At 45.9% G+C, this 17,381-nt stretch carries 19 protein-coding genes; 5 read left to right on the forward strand and 14 right to left on the reverse strand.

The window, feature by feature from the left end:
- Positions 1–2: 2 nt before the first annotated feature.
- Positions 3–371, reverse strand: a complete 369-nt coding sequence (locus ACPYIV_RS00510) for a helix-turn-helix domain-containing protein (protein WP_288086077.1) — start codon at positions 369–371, stop codon at positions 3–5.
- A gap of 184 nt (positions 372–555) precedes the next feature.
- Between ACPYIV_RS00510 and ACPYIV_RS00515 the strand changes: the two genes are divergently transcribed.
- The gene (locus ACPYIV_RS00515) at positions 556–1,485 is read left to right on the forward strand and encodes a restriction endonuclease (protein ID WP_425884997.1); all 930 of its coding nucleotides are present in this window, start codon (positions 556–558) and stop codon (positions 1,483–1,485) included.
- An 11-nt stretch (positions 1,486–1,496) separates the two neighbouring features.
- Here the strand turns inward: ACPYIV_RS00515 and ACPYIV_RS00520 are convergent, their stop codons facing one another.
- From ACPYIV_RS00520 to ACPYIV_RS00545, 6 genes are all read right to left on the reverse strand, one after another.
- A complete protein-coding gene (locus ACPYIV_RS00520; RefSeq protein ID WP_425884999.1) occupies positions 1,497–2,345 on the reverse strand; it encodes a mobilization protein in 849 nt (282 codons plus the stop codon).
- A 182-nt stretch (positions 2,346–2,527) separates the two neighbouring features.
- Entirely contained in the window at positions 2,528–2,890 is a 363-nt protein-coding gene (locus ACPYIV_RS00525) for a lipofamily protein (protein WP_425885001.1), read from the reverse strand.
- An 8-nt stretch (positions 2,891–2,898) separates the two neighbouring features.
- Positions 2,899–4,005, reverse strand: coding sequence for a tyrosine-type recombinase/integrase (locus ACPYIV_RS00530; RefSeq protein ID WP_425885003.1), 1,107 nt, complete (start codon positions 4,003–4,005; stop codon positions 2,899–2,901).
- Positions 4,006–4,089: 84 nt separating this feature from the next.
- Positions 4,090–5,001 carry a helix-turn-helix domain-containing protein gene (locus tag ACPYIV_RS00535; protein WP_425885005.1) on the reverse strand — a complete coding sequence of 304 codons (912 nt, stop codon included), beginning with the start codon at positions 4,999–5,001 and terminating at the stop codon, positions 4,090–4,092.
- Positions 5,002–5,267: 266 nt separating this feature from the next.
- Positions 5,268–6,689, reverse strand: a complete 1,422-nt coding sequence (mnmE, locus tag ACPYIV_RS00540; RefSeq protein ID WP_425885007.1) for a tRNA uridine-5-carboxymethylaminomethyl(34) synthesis GTPase MnmE — start codon at positions 6,687–6,689, stop codon at positions 5,268–5,270.
- 47 nt (positions 6,690–6,736) lie between these two features.
- A complete protein-coding gene (locus ACPYIV_RS00545; protein WP_293732279.1) occupies positions 6,737–7,858 on the reverse strand; it encodes a DUF362 domain-containing protein in 1,122 nt (373 codons plus the stop codon).
- Between the two features lie 110 nt (positions 7,859–7,968).
- Here ACPYIV_RS00545 and ACPYIV_RS00550 point away from each other — a divergent pair, with 110 nt between their 5' ends.
- Together ACPYIV_RS00550 and ACPYIV_RS00555 are read left to right on the forward strand one after the other, a co-directional pair.
- A complete protein-coding gene (locus ACPYIV_RS00550; protein ID WP_425885009.1) occupies positions 7,969–9,159 on the forward strand; it encodes an ATP-binding protein in 1,191 nt (396 codons plus the stop codon).
- Between the two features lie 31 nt (positions 9,160–9,190).
- The gene (locus ACPYIV_RS00555; RefSeq protein ID WP_425885011.1) at positions 9,191–9,937 is read left to right on the forward strand and encodes a nitroreductase family protein; all 747 of its coding nucleotides are present in this window, start codon (positions 9,191–9,193) and stop codon (positions 9,935–9,937) included.
- Here ACPYIV_RS00555 and rpiA read toward each other — a convergent pair.
- Genes rpiA through ACPYIV_RS00580 form a run of 5 tightly spaced genes read right to left on the reverse strand, consistent with a single transcriptional unit; the run spans position 9,927 to position 14,496 of the window.
- Positions 9,927–10,622: a ribose 5-phosphate isomerase A gene (rpiA, locus tag ACPYIV_RS00560; protein WP_293739730.1), complete on the reverse strand. Its 696-nt coding sequence runs from the start codon at positions 10,620–10,622 to the stop codon at positions 9,927–9,929. The two genes, ACPYIV_RS00555 and rpiA, sit on opposite strands and share 11 nt — an antisense overlap.
- A 55-nt stretch (positions 10,623–10,677) precedes the next feature.
- Positions 10,678–11,541 carry a nucleoside phosphorylase gene (locus ACPYIV_RS00565; protein WP_293732283.1) on the reverse strand — a complete coding sequence of 288 codons (864 nt, stop codon included), beginning with the start codon at positions 11,539–11,541 and terminating at the stop codon, positions 10,678–10,680.
- A 4-nt stretch (positions 11,542–11,545) separates the two neighbouring features.
- Positions 11,546–12,538 (reverse strand): flotillin-like protein FloA, encoded by a 993-nt coding sequence (floA, locus tag ACPYIV_RS00570; RefSeq protein WP_293732284.1) that lies wholly within the window; start codon positions 12,536–12,538, stop codon positions 11,546–11,548.
- A gap of 36 nt (positions 12,539–12,574) precedes the next feature.
- Positions 12,575–13,045: an NfeD family protein gene (locus ACPYIV_RS00575; RefSeq protein WP_425885014.1), complete on the reverse strand. Its 471-nt coding sequence runs from the start codon at positions 13,043–13,045 to the stop codon at positions 12,575–12,577.
- An 11-nt stretch (positions 13,046–13,056) separates the two neighbouring features.
- Positions 13,057–14,496, reverse strand: a complete 1,440-nt coding sequence (locus ACPYIV_RS00580) for a tetratricopeptide repeat protein (RefSeq protein WP_301704439.1) — start codon at positions 14,494–14,496, stop codon at positions 13,057–13,059.
- A 171-nt stretch (positions 14,497–14,667) separates the two neighbouring features.
- Between ACPYIV_RS00580 and ACPYIV_RS00585 the strand changes: the two genes are divergently transcribed.
- Together ACPYIV_RS00585 and ACPYIV_RS00590 are read left to right on the forward strand one after the other, a co-directional pair.
- On the forward strand, positions 14,668–15,414 hold the full coding sequence (locus ACPYIV_RS00585; RefSeq protein WP_301704438.1) for a tRNA 2-thiocytidine biosynthesis TtcA family protein: 747 nt from the start codon (positions 14,668–14,670) through the stop codon (positions 15,412–15,414).
- A 3-nt stretch (positions 15,415–15,417) separates the two neighbouring features.
- Positions 15,418–15,789, forward strand: coding sequence for a DMT family protein (locus tag ACPYIV_RS00590; protein ID WP_186930865.1), 372 nt, complete (start codon positions 15,418–15,420; stop codon positions 15,787–15,789).
- Here the strand turns inward: ACPYIV_RS00590 and miaA are convergent.
- Together miaA and ACPYIV_RS00600 are read right to left on the reverse strand one after the other, a co-directional pair.
- Positions 15,779–16,687: a tRNA (adenosine(37)-N6)-dimethylallyltransferase MiaA gene (miaA, locus tag ACPYIV_RS00595; protein WP_425885017.1), complete on the reverse strand. Its 909-nt coding sequence runs from the start codon at positions 16,685–16,687 to the stop codon at positions 15,779–15,781. The genes ACPYIV_RS00590 and miaA overlap by 11 nt on opposite strands.
- A gap of 3 nt (positions 16,688–16,690) precedes the next feature.
- Positions 16,691–17,251, reverse strand: coding sequence for an IS1096 element passenger TnpR family protein (locus ACPYIV_RS00600; protein WP_293732289.1), 561 nt, complete (start codon positions 17,249–17,251; stop codon positions 16,691–16,693).
- Positions 17,252–17,381 lie beyond the last annotated feature (130 nt).

The following is a 17,381-nucleotide window of genomic DNA, read 5'->3' on the forward strand; positions in this document are numbered from 1 at the left end:
ACTCATTTAAGTTTCACGGATGATTTGGGCTTATGACGGACACTGCCTTGCATATTTGCCAGCATCTCCTCATATGTTTGTTCGGAAGTCTTTTTCCGTCCGTTCTCAATCCAAGAAAGAAGTTCGTCCTCGTAGAAATAGAGCTTCTTACCTTTCTTATAGGCAGGAAGCAGTCCCTTGCGTACCAAGGTATAAATGGTTGGCTTGGCTTTTCTGATGATACGGCAAGCATCCTCAATTTCAACCAACACGTGTTTGTCTGATGTAGGAGGTTGAAGTTCCGACACCATTCTTTTCAACTCGATGACCTGTTCGGTCAGATAACCTACCGCTTCGGGCAGCTTATCAAATGTTACTGTTTCTTTTTGCATACGTCGCTCGTTTTTAATTGTTCGACGGCAAAGGAAACAGGTGTTTCAATGGTGGAATTATTCACCAAAACATAACTGATGAATAACTTTTTGATGGTGATTAGTCGTGATTACAAGGAATTTAAGTACCTTTGTAGTACGAAATACCAATGGTTATTGAAGCTATAATATTAATTTGTTGTTTATGATACCGCAATTTGAAGAAATAAGGATACAGGCATTGAAAGAATTAAGCTCAGGGGGTGTTATGAGAGCGAAAGAATTACGTATCCCTCTGGCTAAGCATTTTGGACTGACAGAGGAGGAAATGAATGCTTGGTATCCTTCTGGTAATGGCGAAATATTCTTAGATCGTATTTCGTGGGCATTATCGTATCTTTTTATTGCAGGTCTTGTAGAGAAGCCTCAAAGGGGAGATTATAAAATTAGCGAAAAAGGCTTGTCTATGCTTTCTTCATGTACGGAAGAACAAATCAATGAGTTTGTCAAAGTGACTGTAAATGCAAAAACTCCAAAGAAAGGTTCTAAAAACAAGGAGACTTGCAATATTGCTTCCCATGTGGAAAATGATGAACGTACACCAGAAGAAGAATTGGCTGATTCCTATGACAGAATAAAGCAGAATGTGCAGTCTCAAATTCTGACAACTATATTAAGCAAGCAGCCGAGAGAATTTGAAAGGTTAGTCGTGAAACTACTTCAAGCAATGGGGTATGGTGGCGAGATCAAAAACTCTGGTATAGTAACGAAACTTTCTAATGATGGTGGTATAGACGGTATTATCAAAGAAGATATTTTAGGCTTCAATCATATTTCTATACAGGCAAAGCGATATGCTTTAGATAATAATGTTCAGCGTCACGAAGTTCAAAGTTTTGTAGGAGCTGTTGCTGGAACACCATCCAAGAAAGGAGTGTTCATTACCACTTCTGATTACACCAAAGGAGCAATGGAGTATGTGGAAAGCCTTAACGGTTCACCAACCATTATTTTGATAAATGGGCAGCAATTAACAGAATACATATATGACTATGGCTTGGGATTGCAAACAGAGAAAGTCCTTAAAGTCATGAAAATGGATATGGACTATTGGGATGCAATGGATAATGCCTAATGGCATTGCAACTATGCAATTTTTCTATCCAGTTTAATCTTGCACTCTGATTCTGTGTGCGACATTTTGCGTTCAATGGTGGATATTTCCGAATCACGGAGGGTATGAGCAAATACTTTCTTGATAAATGTGGCAGTCTGTAGGCGTGGCTTGCCGAATGCCTTGCCGATATTCCAACCAAAGTGCATGATGTCAATGGTTTTTAATTGAGCATCAATCTTTATCTGTTCAACTTTGGGTAGAGAATCAGAGAAGTAGTATTCTGTGATATATCTACATAGACGATTAAGGTCAGTTTCACTAAGATAGAGAACCAAGTTTTGTTTCGTATATGAGAGAACCTTACCTAATTTTTCTTGCGATGCCCGTTCCTTTTCAGCCATAGCGTTGGCACGAAATATCTCGTATTCTGTTGGCTGATTGGATTCTTCGATGGGAAGTTCTGCCATGTCTTCGTTGAGTTCGGAACACGATGGATTAGAAACCTCTTCTGTTATGTCAGATGTAGTTTCGATTTCAATTTCGAGTTCAGGTTCAGAAATGATGGATTCTGAATTTATGGTACTTTCGGCAAGCATGGAGTGTACTATAGGAGTTTCAATTACCACAGCCTTATTGCTGTAGCACTCAAATTTCATAAAGCACTTCTCTATTGTAGGTGAAAGAAATTGGCTGAATACCATTTGCAGATTGAGATAGATTGCACCCATGACAATGGAGCATACCACCAAAATAAGGTAGCTGCTGAACTCATCCCAACCATAGTGCAATGCGGTCTGACGGGCTAAAACACCAATGATGACGATTGTTCCGAAAACAATCAAATTCAAAGTTATATGTTCTATCTTTTTCTGCTCCATAATGATATATGTTAATCGTTTGTGTGCAAATATATATCATTTGCAAGATGTGTAGATACATTTCCCGGGAAGTGGCAGCTTTTGGCACAGGTAGGTAGCATTTTTCTATGCCACCTGTGCCACAATAGCAAAGGAAAGTCCGACATGGGACTAGCCTACATCGGACTTTTAAGTTGTGGGTATTAGCAATTGTAAGTGTTAGCTGACCTTATTGGGATAAATAGTGATATGTCCTTCTGCTTGGAGGCAACTTTATTGATAAGCCATTTCCTGAATGCAGTGGAATGTCCCGTGTTTATTTGACAGGATAGGGCTATAATCATATTGAGATTATACACATCGGCATAATTCCCATTCTCTAACCTTATACATCGGCAGACTTCATACTTCTTTAAGATATTGGCTTTCAATATCGCTTTTATGCGGGAGTTGATTGCTCCAACTGTTGTATAGAACAAGTCGGCAATCTCCCAAGCGGTCATCCAGACTTCGCCATCAGAGATATGGATGCCTTGTTCGTTGTTTGTTATGATTCCTCGTTTCATAGCTGTGTCTATTTTAGTGAAATCTTATTGGCAGTCTCTCGTTTCTTCACATTTACCAAATCTGCGTAGATTTGAGTTGTGGAAACGTTCTTGTGGGTTAGCATCTTTGAAACCGTGTAAATATCTGTACCTAAAGAGATTTGTATGACTGCGTAGGAGTGTCTGAATCCGTGAAAGGTTATCGGTTTCGTTATCCCTGCCTTTTTGAGCCAGTTATTCAGCGGATAGTTAATCATGCTTCGTTTTAATCCTTTGAATACCTTACCAGTGCCGGGAGTGCCACATAGTTCGTAGGCTTCGTAACTGATGGGGAGTGTTGCTTCCGTTTGGGTTTTCTGTGTTCTGATACGCAAGCAATAGCCTTGGTCGGGAGCAATGGCAAAATCTTCCCATTGAAGATTGAGAATATCGCTGATGCGTAGTCCTGTCAGACAAGCAAATAAAGAGGCTGCTTTCAGAACAGGAATGTCGCAAGGAGTGGCGGCAAGTTGCTTCACCTCGTCCAGTGTCAGATACTCTTTCTTTACATCTTGTGGCTCAATCTTATCAAGGTAGTCATTGATATTCTCTCGAAGCCATTTGTCCCGATAGGCAATCTTCAACAATCCTCTGAAAGTGGAGTAGTAGCCAGATGCCGAATTGAGGGATATGGGGCGGTTGCCGTGTTTGAGTTGCTTGGCATTCAACAGGTACTCACGAAATTTCTTGCACAAATCCACATTCACCTCACCAAAGGTGCATTGTCCTTTGACGAAGTTGTAGAAATGTTGATAGACAAACGTCCATTTCTGGTCTTTGCTTCGGCACATCTTTTGGAAGTAGGCGAGGAAGTCGGCTTTCTGCTTACTCTTATCCAAGAAGCCGAACTCTTCATTAATGAGCGATTGCACTCTGATGCAGCGGATAGCCTCTGCTTTGTTCAACATATCATTGTTGAACTCCCTTTCCATTTCGTTTTTCGGGTGGGCATAGATGTAGATGCCGAGGTATTCTCGACGGCTCATCTGCATTGTCTCAGGGTTACGGACTGCCGGATAATAATCCAGATACAAGGAGATACGATTATTCCGAATCGCTCTCTGACGAACCGTTACTTTTGTACATGTGTGTGTCATACTGATTAATATTTAGAGTTTTACATTTGTTTGATGCAAAGGAATATGGTGATTCAATGGTGGCAACATTCACCGATAAATAACTTATTCAATCTTTGGGGCTTCAAGCAATTTATCCAATTCGGGTTTGGATATAAGCGTGTATTTGCCCTTCTTGACCTTTGGGATATTATGATACTTCGCATAATGATAGAGTTGATCACGGGTGAGATTGAACTTCTCTATTGCTTCGGTTACCGTATAATATTGCGGTTCTTCGGGTGCTGCCACACCTTTGGCTATATCCACGTGTTTCTTGGAATAGTACACCATGATACCTTCTTTCTTCTTCGGAATGGCATTCTTGGAAACAAAAGTGTAGATAGCGGATAAGGTCATGCCGAATTTCTCCTGCATTTCCAGTGTGCTGTACCATTCGGAAATGTCGGGATTCGGGGCTTTCTTGGCAAAGTAAGTGTCCATGTGCTTCTTGCTCCAGTAGGTCTTGCCACGATTGAAAGTCCGAGGTATGTTATTCTTCTTAGCCACCACAAATATCCATGATTCATTTACATGGTATTTCTCTTTGATTTCGGCTGTAGTGTAGAAATCGGTGATGGGAATTGTGTCCTTCGGCTGTTGTTGATCATAAGGGCGAGCTTCCAGCATTCGGTCAATATCCCCCTTGCGAATGAAGGACAATCTACTACTGATGCGGAATGCTTGTAGTTTCCCTGCATATACCATTTTATATATGGTTTGTTTACTCAGCCCTAATAAAGTTGCAACCTCTTTGAATGATAGATATTCTTTATCCTTGAAATCGGATATAGATTGTTCACTGATTACCGTTTGAACTTTGGTTTCTACTTCTTGTATTCTCTTCTGCCGAACTGCTTCTTTATATGCAAGATTATTACACCGATGAGAACAGAAGCGTGTTGTTAGCTTTTGGGCATAGAATGTTGTGCCACACCATTCACAAACCTTTTTGATTTTCATTTTACTTGTTGCCATATTCGTTACTTTTAGAGGTTTATTTCTCTTGTGATTTCTCCTATTTGTTCAACTATCGTAAATCATAGTCAACCATAGTCAACTTTCTCCACGACCTTTCCGACCTAAAATCGGAGAGTAACAAGCGAGCAACAAATACGGTACAAAAATGAGCTGAAAAAGCCCTATAAACGATAACCATCGCTTATAAGGCTAAAAAGAAAGACGCTCAAAATGAACGCCTTAATAATCGTTGATGATATATGCTAATCGTTGGTAATCACCACTTACTTTCCGACGCAAAACCTCTCAAATATATTCCCCAGCACCTGGTCCGTCGTGACCTCTCCGACAATGTCCGAGAGGTGGTAGATGCATTCTCGCAGGTCTTGGGAGACGAAGTCTCCGGAAAGGTTGGCGGATAAGCCTTCTTGGACACGGTGGATGGATTCGAGGGCGTGGGTCAGGGCTTCGTAGTGGCGGATGTTGGTGACGATGATGTCGTTTTGGGATAAAGAGGGGATGTGGGCGGCTTGGATCAGGAGATCCTGCAACTCGTCGATATGCTCTCTTTTCTTGGCCGAGATGAAGATGGATTGCACGTTTTCGGGAAGGCCGGCAGGGATGATACCGGATGTATCGGTGAGCAGGTCGGCTTTGTTGAAAACGAGGATTAGCTGCTTTCCTACCGAGCGCGGGAGTATCTTTTCGGATAATTGGGCGATTTGCAAAGATGCGTCGGAGGCGTCTATCATCCAGAGGACTATGTTTGCCTGGTCGAGCTTTTGGAAGGTACGTTCGATACCGATACTTTCGATCGCATCATGCGTTTCGCGGATGCCGGCGGTGTCGATGAAACGGAACGTGATCCCTCCGATGTTGATCGTGTCTTCGATGACGTCACGAGTCGTGCCGTGGATATCGCTGACAATCGCTTTTTCCTCATTCAACAAGGCATTGAGCAGAGTCGATTTCCCGGCATTCGTCTCACCTATGATTGCAACCGGAATACCGTTTTTGATCACGTTTCCGACACTGAAAGAATTGGCCAGACGCGATATGACCGTTTCGATATGGGCCGCTAAAGCACTCAGTTCGCTACGGTCGGCAAACTCCAGTTCCTCGTGGTCGCTGAAATCCAGCTCCAGTTCCATCAAAGAAGTGATATGCAAAAGTTGTTCGCGCAAGTTCCTTAATTCATGGCTGAAGCCGCCACGCATTTGGTTTAATGCCAGGTGGTGTTGACCTTCTGAGGTCGAGGCGATCAAGTCGGCAACCGCCTCGGCCTGGCTCAGGTCCATCTTGCCGTTCATGAAGGCACGTTGCGTATATTCACCGGGGAGGGCGGAGCGGCAACCGTTTTCAATCAAAAGTTGCATGATCTGTTGCTGGATGTAGACGGAACCGTGGCAGGTAATCTCTACCGTGTCTTCGCCGGTGAAAGAGTGAGGTGCGCGGAAAAGGGCGACCAGCACCTCGTCTATAAGGGCGGTTTGTAGAGACGCACGGCCATGCGTCTCTACACCACGCCAGATACTACCGTAACGTAGCGTATAGGCTTTCTGTGACAACAGGTCTTTCCCTGCCGTACGCGGTACGAATATCGTGTTGCAGATTACGATTGCTTTCGGTCCGGAAACGCGGATGACGGCAATGCCCCCGGCTCCGGGGGCAGTTGATACGGCGCAGATAGTATCTTGATTGAGCATTATGAATTATGGATTATGAATTATTTTTCAATTTTCAATTTTTAATTTTAAACGGTTATTAATTCATACTCCTGTGTCCCGAGGCCGATCTTTTCAGCATGTTCCAGCCCCGCCTGCCAGTTAGTCTCGGGGTGCATGAGATTGAATTTGTCGCAACCTTCCAGATGGTCGTGGTGAGGAGAGTCGGAAAGCCGGTTGCCTGTCTCTAAGATCGGAGCCTTGGTCACCATATCGGCACAAGCCTTGTCTAATGCGACCGGATCAAAAGAGGCAGCCATACCCAAATCAGGAATGATTGCCGCATCATTATGGTTCCAGCAATCGCATTCCGGCGAAACATTCATGATAAAACTGATGTGGAAATTCGGTTTGCCCAACAAGACTGCTTTGGAATACTCGGCAATCTTATAGTTCAAACGTTCAGATGTGTCGCCTTCACCCATGACGGCTCCGTCGTATTGGCAAAGGGCTACGCACTGGCCGCAACCGACACATTTGCCGTAGTCGATTTCCGCTTTATGCGAAGCGTCCAAATGGATGGCATCATGGCGGCAATGTTTAACGCATATATTACATCCTTTGCAATTTTCAATGTCGATTCTGGGTTGTGATGCCGAGTGAAGTTCAAGCTTTCCACCGACACTGGCGCATCCCATGCCGAGGTTCTTCAAAGCACCGCCGAATCCGGTCTGCTCGTGACCTTTGAAGTGGTTCATGGTGATGACGATGTCTGCATCAGCAATGGCAGAGCCTATTTTGGGAGCTTTGCAATATTCACCGTCAATTTCAATTTCGCGGTATTCAGTTCCCTTTAAGCCGTCGGCAATAATCACATCGCATTTGGCGGAAATAGGGTTGAAACCGTTTTCCATTGCACTCTCCAGATGATCTACGGCATTGGCGCGGCGGCCTGAATACAACGTGTTGCAATCCGTCAGGAAAGGCTTTGCCCCTAAGCTACGAAGCAAAGTCGCCATGCGGGCCGCATAGTTCGGACGGATAAAGGCTAAGTTACCCGGTTCGCCGAAATGGATCTTAATAGCTACAAACTGATTCTGGAAATCAATGTTGGCTATGCCCGCACGTCTGACAAGACGTTCCATCTTGTCCAGCAGATTGCTGGATGGGGTTGTGCGGAGATTGGTAAAGTAAACTTTAGACGTTTCCATTTTTTTATTGGTTTATGCGGACAAAGGTACGAAAAAACTATTCTTCCTGTGAGTTGTTGGTTTTGTAGATTGGCTTTTATATAGTATTTTTGTGTCAAATCAGTTAAATTATGGACATGTATCGGTTAAACCATGAGCAATTACTTAAAGGCGTAAATCTGAGTTTCCGACGTTACTTATCCCGGCAGGTCAAGTGGGACAGGGGGATAATCGGTATTTTTGGTGCAAAAGGTGTGGGGAAAACCACGCTTTTGTTGCAACATATCAAATCGACTTATGGTGATTCTAATGAAGCCCTGTATTTGCCACTCGATAATATATGGTTCCAGGAACGGCGTATGTTGTCCCGGGTGGTCAAGCAATTTTATGAAGAGGGGGGCAGGCATCTTTTCCTGGATAATGTCCATCGATATGGAAACTGGGCACAGGCGATAGAACGTTTGCATGAGAATTATCCCGATATGCAGATCGTGTTTGCCGCACCTTTGCTGGTCGAAGGTGAAAAAGAGGAACTGTCTTTTGGCGAAAAAAGTGATTGGTATACGTTGCATACCATGTCATTCCGTGAATATTTGTCCTATGAGGGGGCGCTGGATCTCAAACCGGTTCCGTTGGACGAGCTTCTGCTTAACCATGCCGAAGTTACCCAACAAGTGATGGACGAGATAAATATAGTCCCCATTTTCCGGAATTACCTGGAACACGGTTGCTATCCTTTTTATTGGGAAGATCCGGATGCTTTTAATTTCCGTTTACAGGATTTGGTGCGTGACTCGGTCGATGTGGACCTGCCTTCTATTCGTCCGATGAACAATGCCATGTCCCGAAAACTGAAACAACTACTCATCCAGCTTGCGAAGGAGGCGCCTGAATTTCCCCGTATGCAAGCCTTGACATCCAAGTATGAGATGGATAACACACAGACGCACAAGTTGCTTGATTATGTAAAAGAAATGGGAGCGCTCCGCTTTTTACAGGTCAGGAAAGAAGACGGCGGGCTGGCCCGTTCGTATCGCTCTTTTCTGGCGAACACCAATCTGATGGCAAGCCTCTTCCGGGAGATGGAGCGCATTTACTTGGGCGAAACATTCTTTGTCGATCAGATGTCGAATTGCGGAACGGTAGAACTTTTGCATAATGGAGACTATTGTGTGAATGGAAAATATATGTTCGTTATCGGCGACCCGTTGATGGACTACGAACGGATCAGGAATGTGGAAAATGCGTTTGCCGCTATACACGGACAACCTAAGAGCGTGGGAAACAAGATACCGATCTGGGCGCTTGGCCTTTGCTATTGATCGATTTTGTCATAAATTAAATAGATAAGTTATGCTGGAAAATATGAAAAACAGACGGACGATCCGTAAATATACGACTCAGGACATCCCGGATGCTTTGTTGAATGAATTGCTGGAAGTAGCCGCCCGTGCATCCAATACGGGAAATATGCAATTGTATAGCGTGGTCATTACCCGCGATAAGGCGAATAAGGAAAAGCTGGCCCCGGCCCATTTCAACCAACCGATGATCACGACGGCTCCGGTCGTGCTCACTTTTTGCGCCGATGCCAACCGTTTTGTGAAATGGGCGGAACAACGGAAGGCCGTGGCCGGTTTCGACAACTTCCAGACTTTTATCGCCTCGACTATCGATGCGATGCTGTTTGCCCAGAGTTTCTGTACGGCGGCAGAAGAAAAAGGGTTGGGAATCTGCTATTTGGGGACAACGGCCTATAATGCGGATAAGATTATCGACGCCTTGTCGCTTCCCCGCTTAGTTGTACCTGTCGTGACGGTTACGGTCGGTTATCCCGACGGAGCGCCAGTCTCCCAGGTGGAACGCCTGCCGCTCGGGGCGGTTATCCATCAGGAGGCATATACGGATTATACGCCTGCCTCTATCGATGCATTATATCTCGATAAAGAAGAACTGGAAGTAAACAAACAATTCGTACGGGAGAATAATAAGGAAACATTGGCCCAAGTATTTACGGATGTACGCTATACAAAGGCCAATAACGAATATTTTTCCGATGTATTATTGAAAGTCTTGAAAGATCAGGGTTTCATGAAATGATCTGCACGTTATAGTGGATAAACAGCCCGCTTTCGATAACCCCGGTGATCGATTTGATCGATTCTTCCAGGTTATTGGGGATATTATCGAACCGGGCATCGAGAATCAGGTTCCCGTTTTCCGTGATCACGGGACCGTCTTTCCCCTCGGCCATTCTTAGTTTGATTTCTTTAGGATTATAAGCCCGGAGCACTTCTTCAACATAGGTAAGTGCTTCGGGAAATATCTCTATGGGTATCGGGAAGCGTGAACCCAATTTGGTAACAATCTTGGATGGATCGGCGATAATGTAGGTGCGGGGACTGGAACTGATCAACAATTTTTCTTTGAACATCGCTCCTCCGCGCCCTTTAATCATATTGTGGTCCGTGTCTATTTCGTCGGCACCGTCGAATGTCCAATCCGGTTTGTGTTCCCAGAGACTGGTGACAGGAATGCCCAAACGGGCGCACGCCATACGGATTTCCTGTGAAGTCGGGATTGCGCGGATATGCAATTGTTCATTTTTTACCCGCCCGGCAATTTTCAACAAGGCCAGATAAGCGGTCGAGCCTGAACCCACCCCGATAATTTCCCCCTCTTTTACCATTGAGGAAATGATATCCGCCACTCTCTCTTTCTCTTCTCTGTTAGAGATGGTTTTTCCCCACTCTAAAGATGATAATATAGTCTTTCCCCATTCCATGATTCGTATACGTTATATATATATGTAAGGAACAACCGGGGAGTGTATTCGGTTCTCAGATCCGGTCTAATACCGTTTCGATCAGACCGGTTATGGAACCCTTATATTCGGTATTCATATCCTTGGTCACCCGCCCGGCAATGATGCAACATACGGTCATGGCACGGTGTCCCATCAAGGCGGATAGCCCGGCGAGGGACGAACTTTCCATTTCGAAGTTGGTAATCCGGCTACCGTTAAAGTCGAAGGCCTCTATCTTCCGGTTCAGCTCTGGGTCGGCAAGCGGCAGACGTAGTTGGCGGCCTTGCGGACCGTAGAAACCGTTGGCCGCAATCGTTACCCCCCGGATGATATCGCCCTGTGTGATCTGTTCGATCAGAGAAGGATCGGCAGAGACAACATAAGGCTGAATACCGCTTAGTTTCCATTCTAATTGTTTGAGCAGTTCCGATTCGAAAATCCCGTCGCGAACCTGCTCGGAGCCGGCATAGAAATATAGGACTCCGTCAAACCCGATCGATTTTTCGGCGGCCACATAGGTGCCGACAGGAACAAATGGTTGCAATCCTCCTGAAGTTCCGACACGTACCATTGTCAGTTGCCGGAATTCCGGTTTGATGGTGCGGGTGGCAAAGTCGATGTTTGCCAGTGCGTCCAGTTCATTCAGAACAATGTCGATATTATCGGTTCCGATACCGTGGGAAAGCGTCGTGATGCGCTTCCCTTTATAGGTCCCGGTGATGGTGTGGAACTCGCGGCTCGACACTTCGTATTCTTTCGTATCGAAGTAGGAAGCGACGATGTTCACACGATCGGGATCGCCGACCATGATAATCTTGCCGGCAAGCTGCTCCGGTTTCAGATGCAGGTGGAAACAACTACCATCGGGATTGATAATAAGTTCAGAAGGAGCAATCATTGTCTTAGTCTTTTAATGGTTTCGTAGGCGCACTTGCCGGCTTGGCGATGGCTTCGCGCATACCGGTGTCTGCCTCGATATTCTTCATTTTATAATAATCCATGATGCCTAAGTTTCCGCTCCGGAAGGCTTCGGCCATTGCTTTCGGCACTTCGGCTTCGGCTTCGATCACCTTCGCACGGGCTTCCTGTGCTTTGGCTTTCATCTCCTGTTCAACGGCAACGGCCATCGCACGGCGTTCTTCGGCTTTTGCCTGGGCGATGTTTTTGTCGGCCTGAGCCTGGTCCATCTGAAGGAATGCACCGATGTTCTTACCTATGTCGATATCGGCGATGTCGATAGACAAGATTTCAAACGCAGTACCGGCATCCAGCCCTTTGCGGAGCACCAACTTGGAGATTGAATCCGGATTCTCGAGTACGGTCTTATGGTTTTCGGACGAACCGATGGATGAAACGATCCCTTCACCGACACGGGCCAGAATTGTTTCTTCGCCGGCTCCCCCGACCAATTGCTTGATATTGGCACGAACCGTCACACGCGCTTTGGCGATCAGCTGGATGCCGTCTTTGGCAACGGCTGTAACGGGAGGCGTGTCGATTACCTTCGGGTTTACCGACATCTGGACGGCTTCGAACACGTCACGTCCTGCCAGGTCGATAGCAGTTGCCATCTGGAAAGGAAGGTCGATGTTTGCTTTCGATGCCGAAACTAAGGCATGGACAACCTTTTCAACATGTCCGCCTGCCAGATAGTGCGCTTCCAGTTCGTCACGGGTCAACGTTTTCAGACCGGCTTTATGGGCTTCGATCATGGCGCGGGTGATGATATAAGGCGGCACATTACGGATACGCATCAAGAAAAGCTGTATCAGCGAGATGTTGACACCCGAAACTTTTGCCGAGATCCACAGGAGGAACGGCACATAATAAAAGAAAATTACCAGCAGCAATATCGCTGCTCCCAAAAGGGCAATAGGCACGAAGGTCATTTCCATGAGTAGAATTATGAATTATGAATTATGAATTATTTTTCAATTTTTAATTTTCACGATTACATTGTAGCCGTCGACGCGCAACACCTCGACCGGCGTATTCTCGTCAATCAGCTCGTCCATCGACTTGGCCTCTACGGTAATCCCGTTTATGCGGGCTTTCCCGATAGGAGCGAGACGTGAGAGCGTCAGTCCTTCATCGCCCGGCACGATCCCCAGGTCACGGCTGGACACTAATTTGGAATCGATGTCGGTTTTCAAGGCTACCCGGCTGAATGATTTGGAACGCAATAGCCAGACGAAAGAGGCCGCGAACACAAGTAATGATACCGCCAACGTCACGTTTCCTATCGATGGGCTGACCGAGTAAGCATAGATCAAGCCGCCGGCCGCAAATAGGAATCCTCCGACACCGGCCACCGTAATTCCCGGCAACATGAATATCTCCAACAGGACGAGCACGATGGCTACGACCATGAGGAAAGCGATGATGAGCGTTTCGAATACCATAAACACTTGTTTTATCGTTTATTTTTCAAATAATTGATTTCCGCATTACGCGCTTTCTTTTCCAGTTCGCCGGGTTGTTCCAACAAGGCGTTCAGTTGTTCTTCCGCTTGCAGGATGGCCGGCTTCAACTGCTCTTTGCGGGCCTTATTGCCTTCGGCATAAGAGGTACGCAGGCCGTCGAGCTTTTCATTCATCTCTTTGATCTGCTTGTTCAGGGCAACCACCTTTTCGTAGTAGCTTTTTGCCTCCGGGCTATTGATCTCATCTAACTTGTAGTAGACAATATTGTTGCCGATGATGAATTCAAAATCTTTTTCGATCTTTTCCTCCCCGTAAGGTATTTCCGTATGGGACAGGCGGATCAGGTCGGCATAGTCGGAACCTTCCTTCCAGGAATCCCGGATGGAAGTGATTGCGGCACGTGCCCGTTTCACTTCGGTATCTTCGCTTTCCACCCGCTTGTGTTCCGGGTTCGGGATAAAGAGGTAGACGCAGACTTTGCCTTCCGGCTGGAAACGGTCGGAGACGAACCATCCCAATCCTTTCACTTCGTCGAAGACCATCATATAGTCGTTGTAAGGCGAGTTGAACGGCATACCTAATTGTTCCGGCGCCAGATACGTATCGGAATTGATGTTGTATCGGGTGACGAACAGGTCATAACCGCCAATCGAGCCGTTCCCTTTGGAGGAATAATAGATCGTGGCGCCATCGGAAAGCACGAACGGATAGTTATCGTCGTCGTTGCTATTGATATTCATCGGCAATTGTTTTTCATCCCCCCATTCATCCATAAGCATGGATTGGGTGAAAAGGCAATAACGGTCGCCGTCCGTCGAATGGGCGTAATAAATCTTATCGCCTTTCTGGTTCTTGTAAACGGTCGAAGCCACAGGTTCGTTCGTCTGGAAGAAGTCTTTGAAAGAATCGAGCGTGCCGCTTTCTTCACTCAAGGTATAGGCGGAAAGAAAGTCATCTTTGTCCACGACCAAGCTATCGATGATCTGCACGTCTTCCACCTTTTCCATCATGCGTTGTGCATTGTTTGCCAGGTCGAGCTTCGCTTCGAAAGGCCCGGGGTCCTGTTTCTTCTTTGCCAGCAAATCGATGTATTCTTCGAGCATTTCGCCGGCTTCGTCGAAACGATACGTCTTGTAGTAGACTTCGGACATATAGCGGTATGCTTCCTGCACTTTACGTTTGACGGCCACTTTCAGATGTTTTTCCGCACCGGCCAGATCACCGGTTTCGTAGCAACAAACGCCATACCAATGATTGTAGGAAGAGTTGCCCGGCGCTTGTTTGACTAACTTTTCGAAGGCGGGCTTTGCCTCCGCATACTTTCCTTCATTGTATAATTTCTTTGCTTCGGCCAGACTTTGTGCATTCAGTCCGCCGCAGAGTAATGTAATTCCTATTGTATAAAACAGTTTATTAGATAACCAATTCATCGATTTATGATTTATGAATTATGATCTATGACTCGGATTTATGGCTTATAATTCATAAATCTAAAATCATAAATCATTACTTTTGTGTCCGATTACAAAAATAGGAATTTAAATCAAGAATCAAAGCCCTTATTTTTTAATTCTTACTTTTTAATTTTTAATTAGTAGAGTATGGCGAAGTTGACAGAAGAAGAACTCCTGTTTCGTAAAATGGAAGAGAAAGTTAAGAAGGCGATATTCGAATACGGCTTGATCGTGGATGGCGACCGCATATTGGTCGGATTGTCGGGTGGGAAAGATTCGCTGGCGCTGGTGGACCTGCTCGGCCGGCGTTCCAAGATATTCCGGCCCAGGTTCGAAGTGGTCGTGACGCATATCGTGATGTCGAATATTCCCTATCGTTCGGATCTCGACTATCTGAAAAGCTGTGCCGACGAGCACGGTCTTCCTTTTTTCGTACACGAGACGAGCTTCGATGCTTCGACCGATACCCGCAAATCCCCTTGTTTCCTTTGCTCCTGGACCCGGCGGAAAGCCTTGTTCGATATTGCAAAGAAGCACGGTTGCAACAAGATTGCCCTCGGACATCATCAGGACGATATTCTCGAAACCCTTCTGATGAATATGATCCACCAGGGAGCGATCGGGACGATGCCGCCGCGCCTGAAGATGGATAAGTTCGATATGGAGATCATCCGGCCCATGTGCTTAGTGGAGGAGAAAGATCTGGTCCGGATTGCAGCGTGGAGAGGGTACCGGAAACAGATCAAGAATTGCCCGTACGAATCCGGTTCCAGCCGTTCGGACATGAAGGAGGTGTTGTCGCGTCTGGAGGCGATCAATCCTGAGGCGCGCTATAGCCTCTGGAACAGTATGTCGAATATTCAGGAGGATTACCTTCCTCATAAACTCAAATAAATTATGCAAGGTTTTTATACTATTCTGTTATTGGTCGTGTCCAATATCTTTATGACGTGTGCCTGGTACGGGCATCTGAAGATGAAGCAGCAGTTCAGCTGGTTCGAGCATCTGCCGTTGATCGGCGTTGTCCTGTTTAGTTGGTTTTTAGCCTTTTTCGAGTATTGTTTCCAGGTTCCGGCAAATCGGATGGGGTTCCGTGATAACGGCGGCCCGTTTAACCTGATCCAGTTGAAGGTGATCCAGGAGGTGATTACGCTGGTTGTCTTTGTCGGTTTCAGTTCGATTGCTTTTAAAGGTGAATCGTTCAAGTGGAATCATGCACTGGCTTTCCTGTTTCTGGTGGCGGCGGTTTATCTGGTGTTTAAGAAATAGTCCGAATTTGTTGATCCAGAAAAGCCAATATCGCTTCCTCTTCATCAGGATGGAACCAACGGATGTCGGTGTCCCGTTTGAACCAGGTCATTTGTTTGCGGGCGTATACGCGGGAGTTGCGTTTTATCTTTTCTATGGCGAAGTCTAACGTCCATTCGCCATCTAGATATTTGAACAGTTCTTTATAGCCTACCGTGTTGAGGGAGTTCAATTCGCGGAAGGGATAAACGCGGCGAGCTTCTTCCAACATACCGTCGGCCATCATCTGGTCTACGCGGCGGTTAATGCGGTCGTACAGTTCTTCACGATCGCGGGTTAACCCTATCCGGATGATCCGGAAAGGCCGTTCTTTGCGGGTGTTAGTACGGAAAGAAGAATAAGGTTTGCCAGTCATGCGGCAGATTTCTACGGCATGGATCACACGTTTGTAATTGTTGCGGTCCATCTCTTCGTAATGCAAAGGATCGGCTTCTTTCAACTCGGCAAGGATGGGGGCGAGGCCCTCTTCTTCATATTGTTTATAGATAGCCGTCCGGATTTCGGGGGTGACGGTGGGGATGTCGTCGATCCCTTTCGTAACGGCATCGATATACATCATACTGCCGCCTGTCATAACGACGGTCGGATGCGTCCGGTGAAGTTCCCTGAGCAGGGACATCACATCTTCTTCGAAATTACTTGCGCTGTAATAGTCGGTGAGTGACAAGGTGCCGACCATATAATGGCGTACACGTGCCATCTGTTCGGCAGTAGGAGCGGCCGTGCCTATCGGGAGCTCTTTATAAAGCTGACGGGAGTCGGAAGAAATGATCGGAGAACCGAAATGCTCCGCTATGCGGAGGCTCAGTTCCGTCTTGCCGACTCCTGTCGGCCCCAATAGTATGACAAGAGAGTTCATTAATCAAAAGCGCTCGTCGTCGTATGGATTGTCCATCGGTCCGTCGCCAAGCCCGTCGAAACCTTCTTTATCGAGTTCGTCGATATCGTATTCGGAATCGCCGTAGAAATCTTCACCTATTTCGGTGTTACCTGCTTTTGTATCTATTTCGTCGAACGACATGATCTGCACAGGTGCTTCGCCGATTGATTTGCTGCATACGGGTTTGTCCAGATCTTTGCCCGGGATGATTTCGCGGAGTTCCATGAAGAAAGCACGTTCGGTCATATAATCGAAGACGAAAAGCAACTTCTGGTGCTCGTCTTCCAAAAGTTCTTCCAGAGACGTATCTTCCATTATATAATTGTCTACTTCAGAAGTGGTATCCATTTCAACCAGTGTGATTTCCGTATTCTTGCTCCAGTCGTCATCGCAGATGAAGAAAGAACACATCTGATCTTTTGAATACCCAACAGAATCCATAATGGCATTGTACAAATCCAGGAATGTCGCTTCCGAGTCGATCTTAATCTCGCGTTTGAAGTCGTCAACTTCATCTGATAGAATTAGAAATCTAAATACCATAATCGTTATTAGTTTTTTGTTGGTTCAAAAGTAGTAAAAAAGAATAATGTGACAATAAAATAATGTGCCAATATGCCAATTAAATTCATTCTCCGATTGGCATATTGGCGCATTTTCAAATTGGCACATT

The organism is Parabacteroides vesiculifaciens (genome assembly GCF_049860805.1).
In the GTDB taxonomy this organism is placed as follows: Bacteria; Bacteroidota; Bacteroidia; order Bacteroidales; family Tannerellaceae; genus Parabacteroides.

What these genes read in the sequence shown, in the direction of transcription:
- ACPYIV_RS00510 (WP_288086077.1), bottom strand. Translation starts at nt 371, where the DNA reads ATGCAAAAAGAAACAGTAACATTTGATAAGCTGCCCGAAGCGGTAGGT.
- ACPYIV_RS00515 (WP_425884997.1), top strand. Translation starts at nt 556, where the DNA reads ATGATACCGCAATTTGAAGAAATAAGGATACAGGCATTGAAAGAATTA.
- ACPYIV_RS00520 (WP_425884999.1), bottom strand. Translation starts at nt 2,345, where the DNA reads ATGGAGCAGAAAAAGATAGAACATATAACTTTGAATTTGATTGTTTTC.
- ACPYIV_RS00525 (WP_425885001.1), bottom strand. Translation starts at nt 2,890, where the DNA reads ATGAAACGAGGAATCATAACAAACAACGAACAAGGCATCCATATCTCT.
- ACPYIV_RS00530 (WP_425885003.1), bottom strand. Translation starts at nt 4,005, where the DNA reads ATGACACACACATGTACAAAAGTAACGGTTCGTCAGAGAGCGATTCGG.
- ACPYIV_RS00535 (WP_425885005.1), bottom strand. Translation starts at nt 5,001, where the DNA reads ATGGCAACAAGTAAAATGAAAATCAAAAAGGTTTGTGAATGGTGTGGC.
- mnmE (WP_425885007.1), bottom strand. Translation starts at nt 6,689, where the DNA reads ATGCTCAATCAAGATACTATCTGCGCCGTATCAACTGCCCCCGGAGCC.
- ACPYIV_RS00545 (WP_293732279.1), bottom strand. Translation starts at nt 7,858, where the DNA reads ATGGAAACGTCTAAAGTTTACTTTACCAATCTCCGCACAACCCCATCC.
- ACPYIV_RS00550 (WP_425885009.1), top strand. Translation starts at nt 7,969, where the DNA reads ATGGACATGTATCGGTTAAACCATGAGCAATTACTTAAAGGCGTAAAT.
- ACPYIV_RS00555 (WP_425885011.1), top strand. Translation starts at nt 9,191, where the DNA reads ATGCTGGAAAATATGAAAAACAGACGGACGATCCGTAAATATACGACT.
- rpiA (WP_293739730.1), bottom strand. Translation starts at nt 10,622, where the DNA reads ATGGAATGGGGAAAGACTATATTATCATCTTTAGAGTGGGGAAAAACC.
- ACPYIV_RS00565 (WP_293732283.1), bottom strand. Translation starts at nt 11,541, where the DNA reads ATGATTGCTCCTTCTGAACTTATTATCAATCCCGATGGTAGTTGTTTC.
- floA (WP_293732284.1), bottom strand. Translation starts at nt 12,538, where the DNA reads ATGGAAATGACCTTCGTGCCTATTGCCCTTTTGGGAGCAGCGATATTG.
- ACPYIV_RS00575 (WP_425885014.1), bottom strand. Translation starts at nt 13,045, where the DNA reads ATGGTATTCGAAACGCTCATCATCGCTTTCCTCATGGTCGTAGCCATC.
- ACPYIV_RS00580 (WP_301704439.1), bottom strand. Translation starts at nt 14,496, where the DNA reads ATGAATTGGTTATCTAATAAACTGTTTTATACAATAGGAATTACATTA.
- ACPYIV_RS00585 (WP_301704438.1), top strand. Translation starts at nt 14,668, where the DNA reads ATGGCGAAGTTGACAGAAGAAGAACTCCTGTTTCGTAAAATGGAAGAG.
- ACPYIV_RS00590 (WP_186930865.1), top strand. Translation starts at nt 15,418, where the DNA reads ATGCAAGGTTTTTATACTATTCTGTTATTGGTCGTGTCCAATATCTTT.
- miaA (WP_425885017.1), bottom strand. Translation starts at nt 16,687, where the DNA reads ATGAACTCTCTTGTCATACTATTGGGGCCGACAGGAGTCGGCAAGACG.
- ACPYIV_RS00600 (WP_293732289.1), bottom strand. Translation starts at nt 17,251, where the DNA reads ATGGTATTTAGATTTCTAATTCTATCAGATGAAGTTGACGACTTCAAA.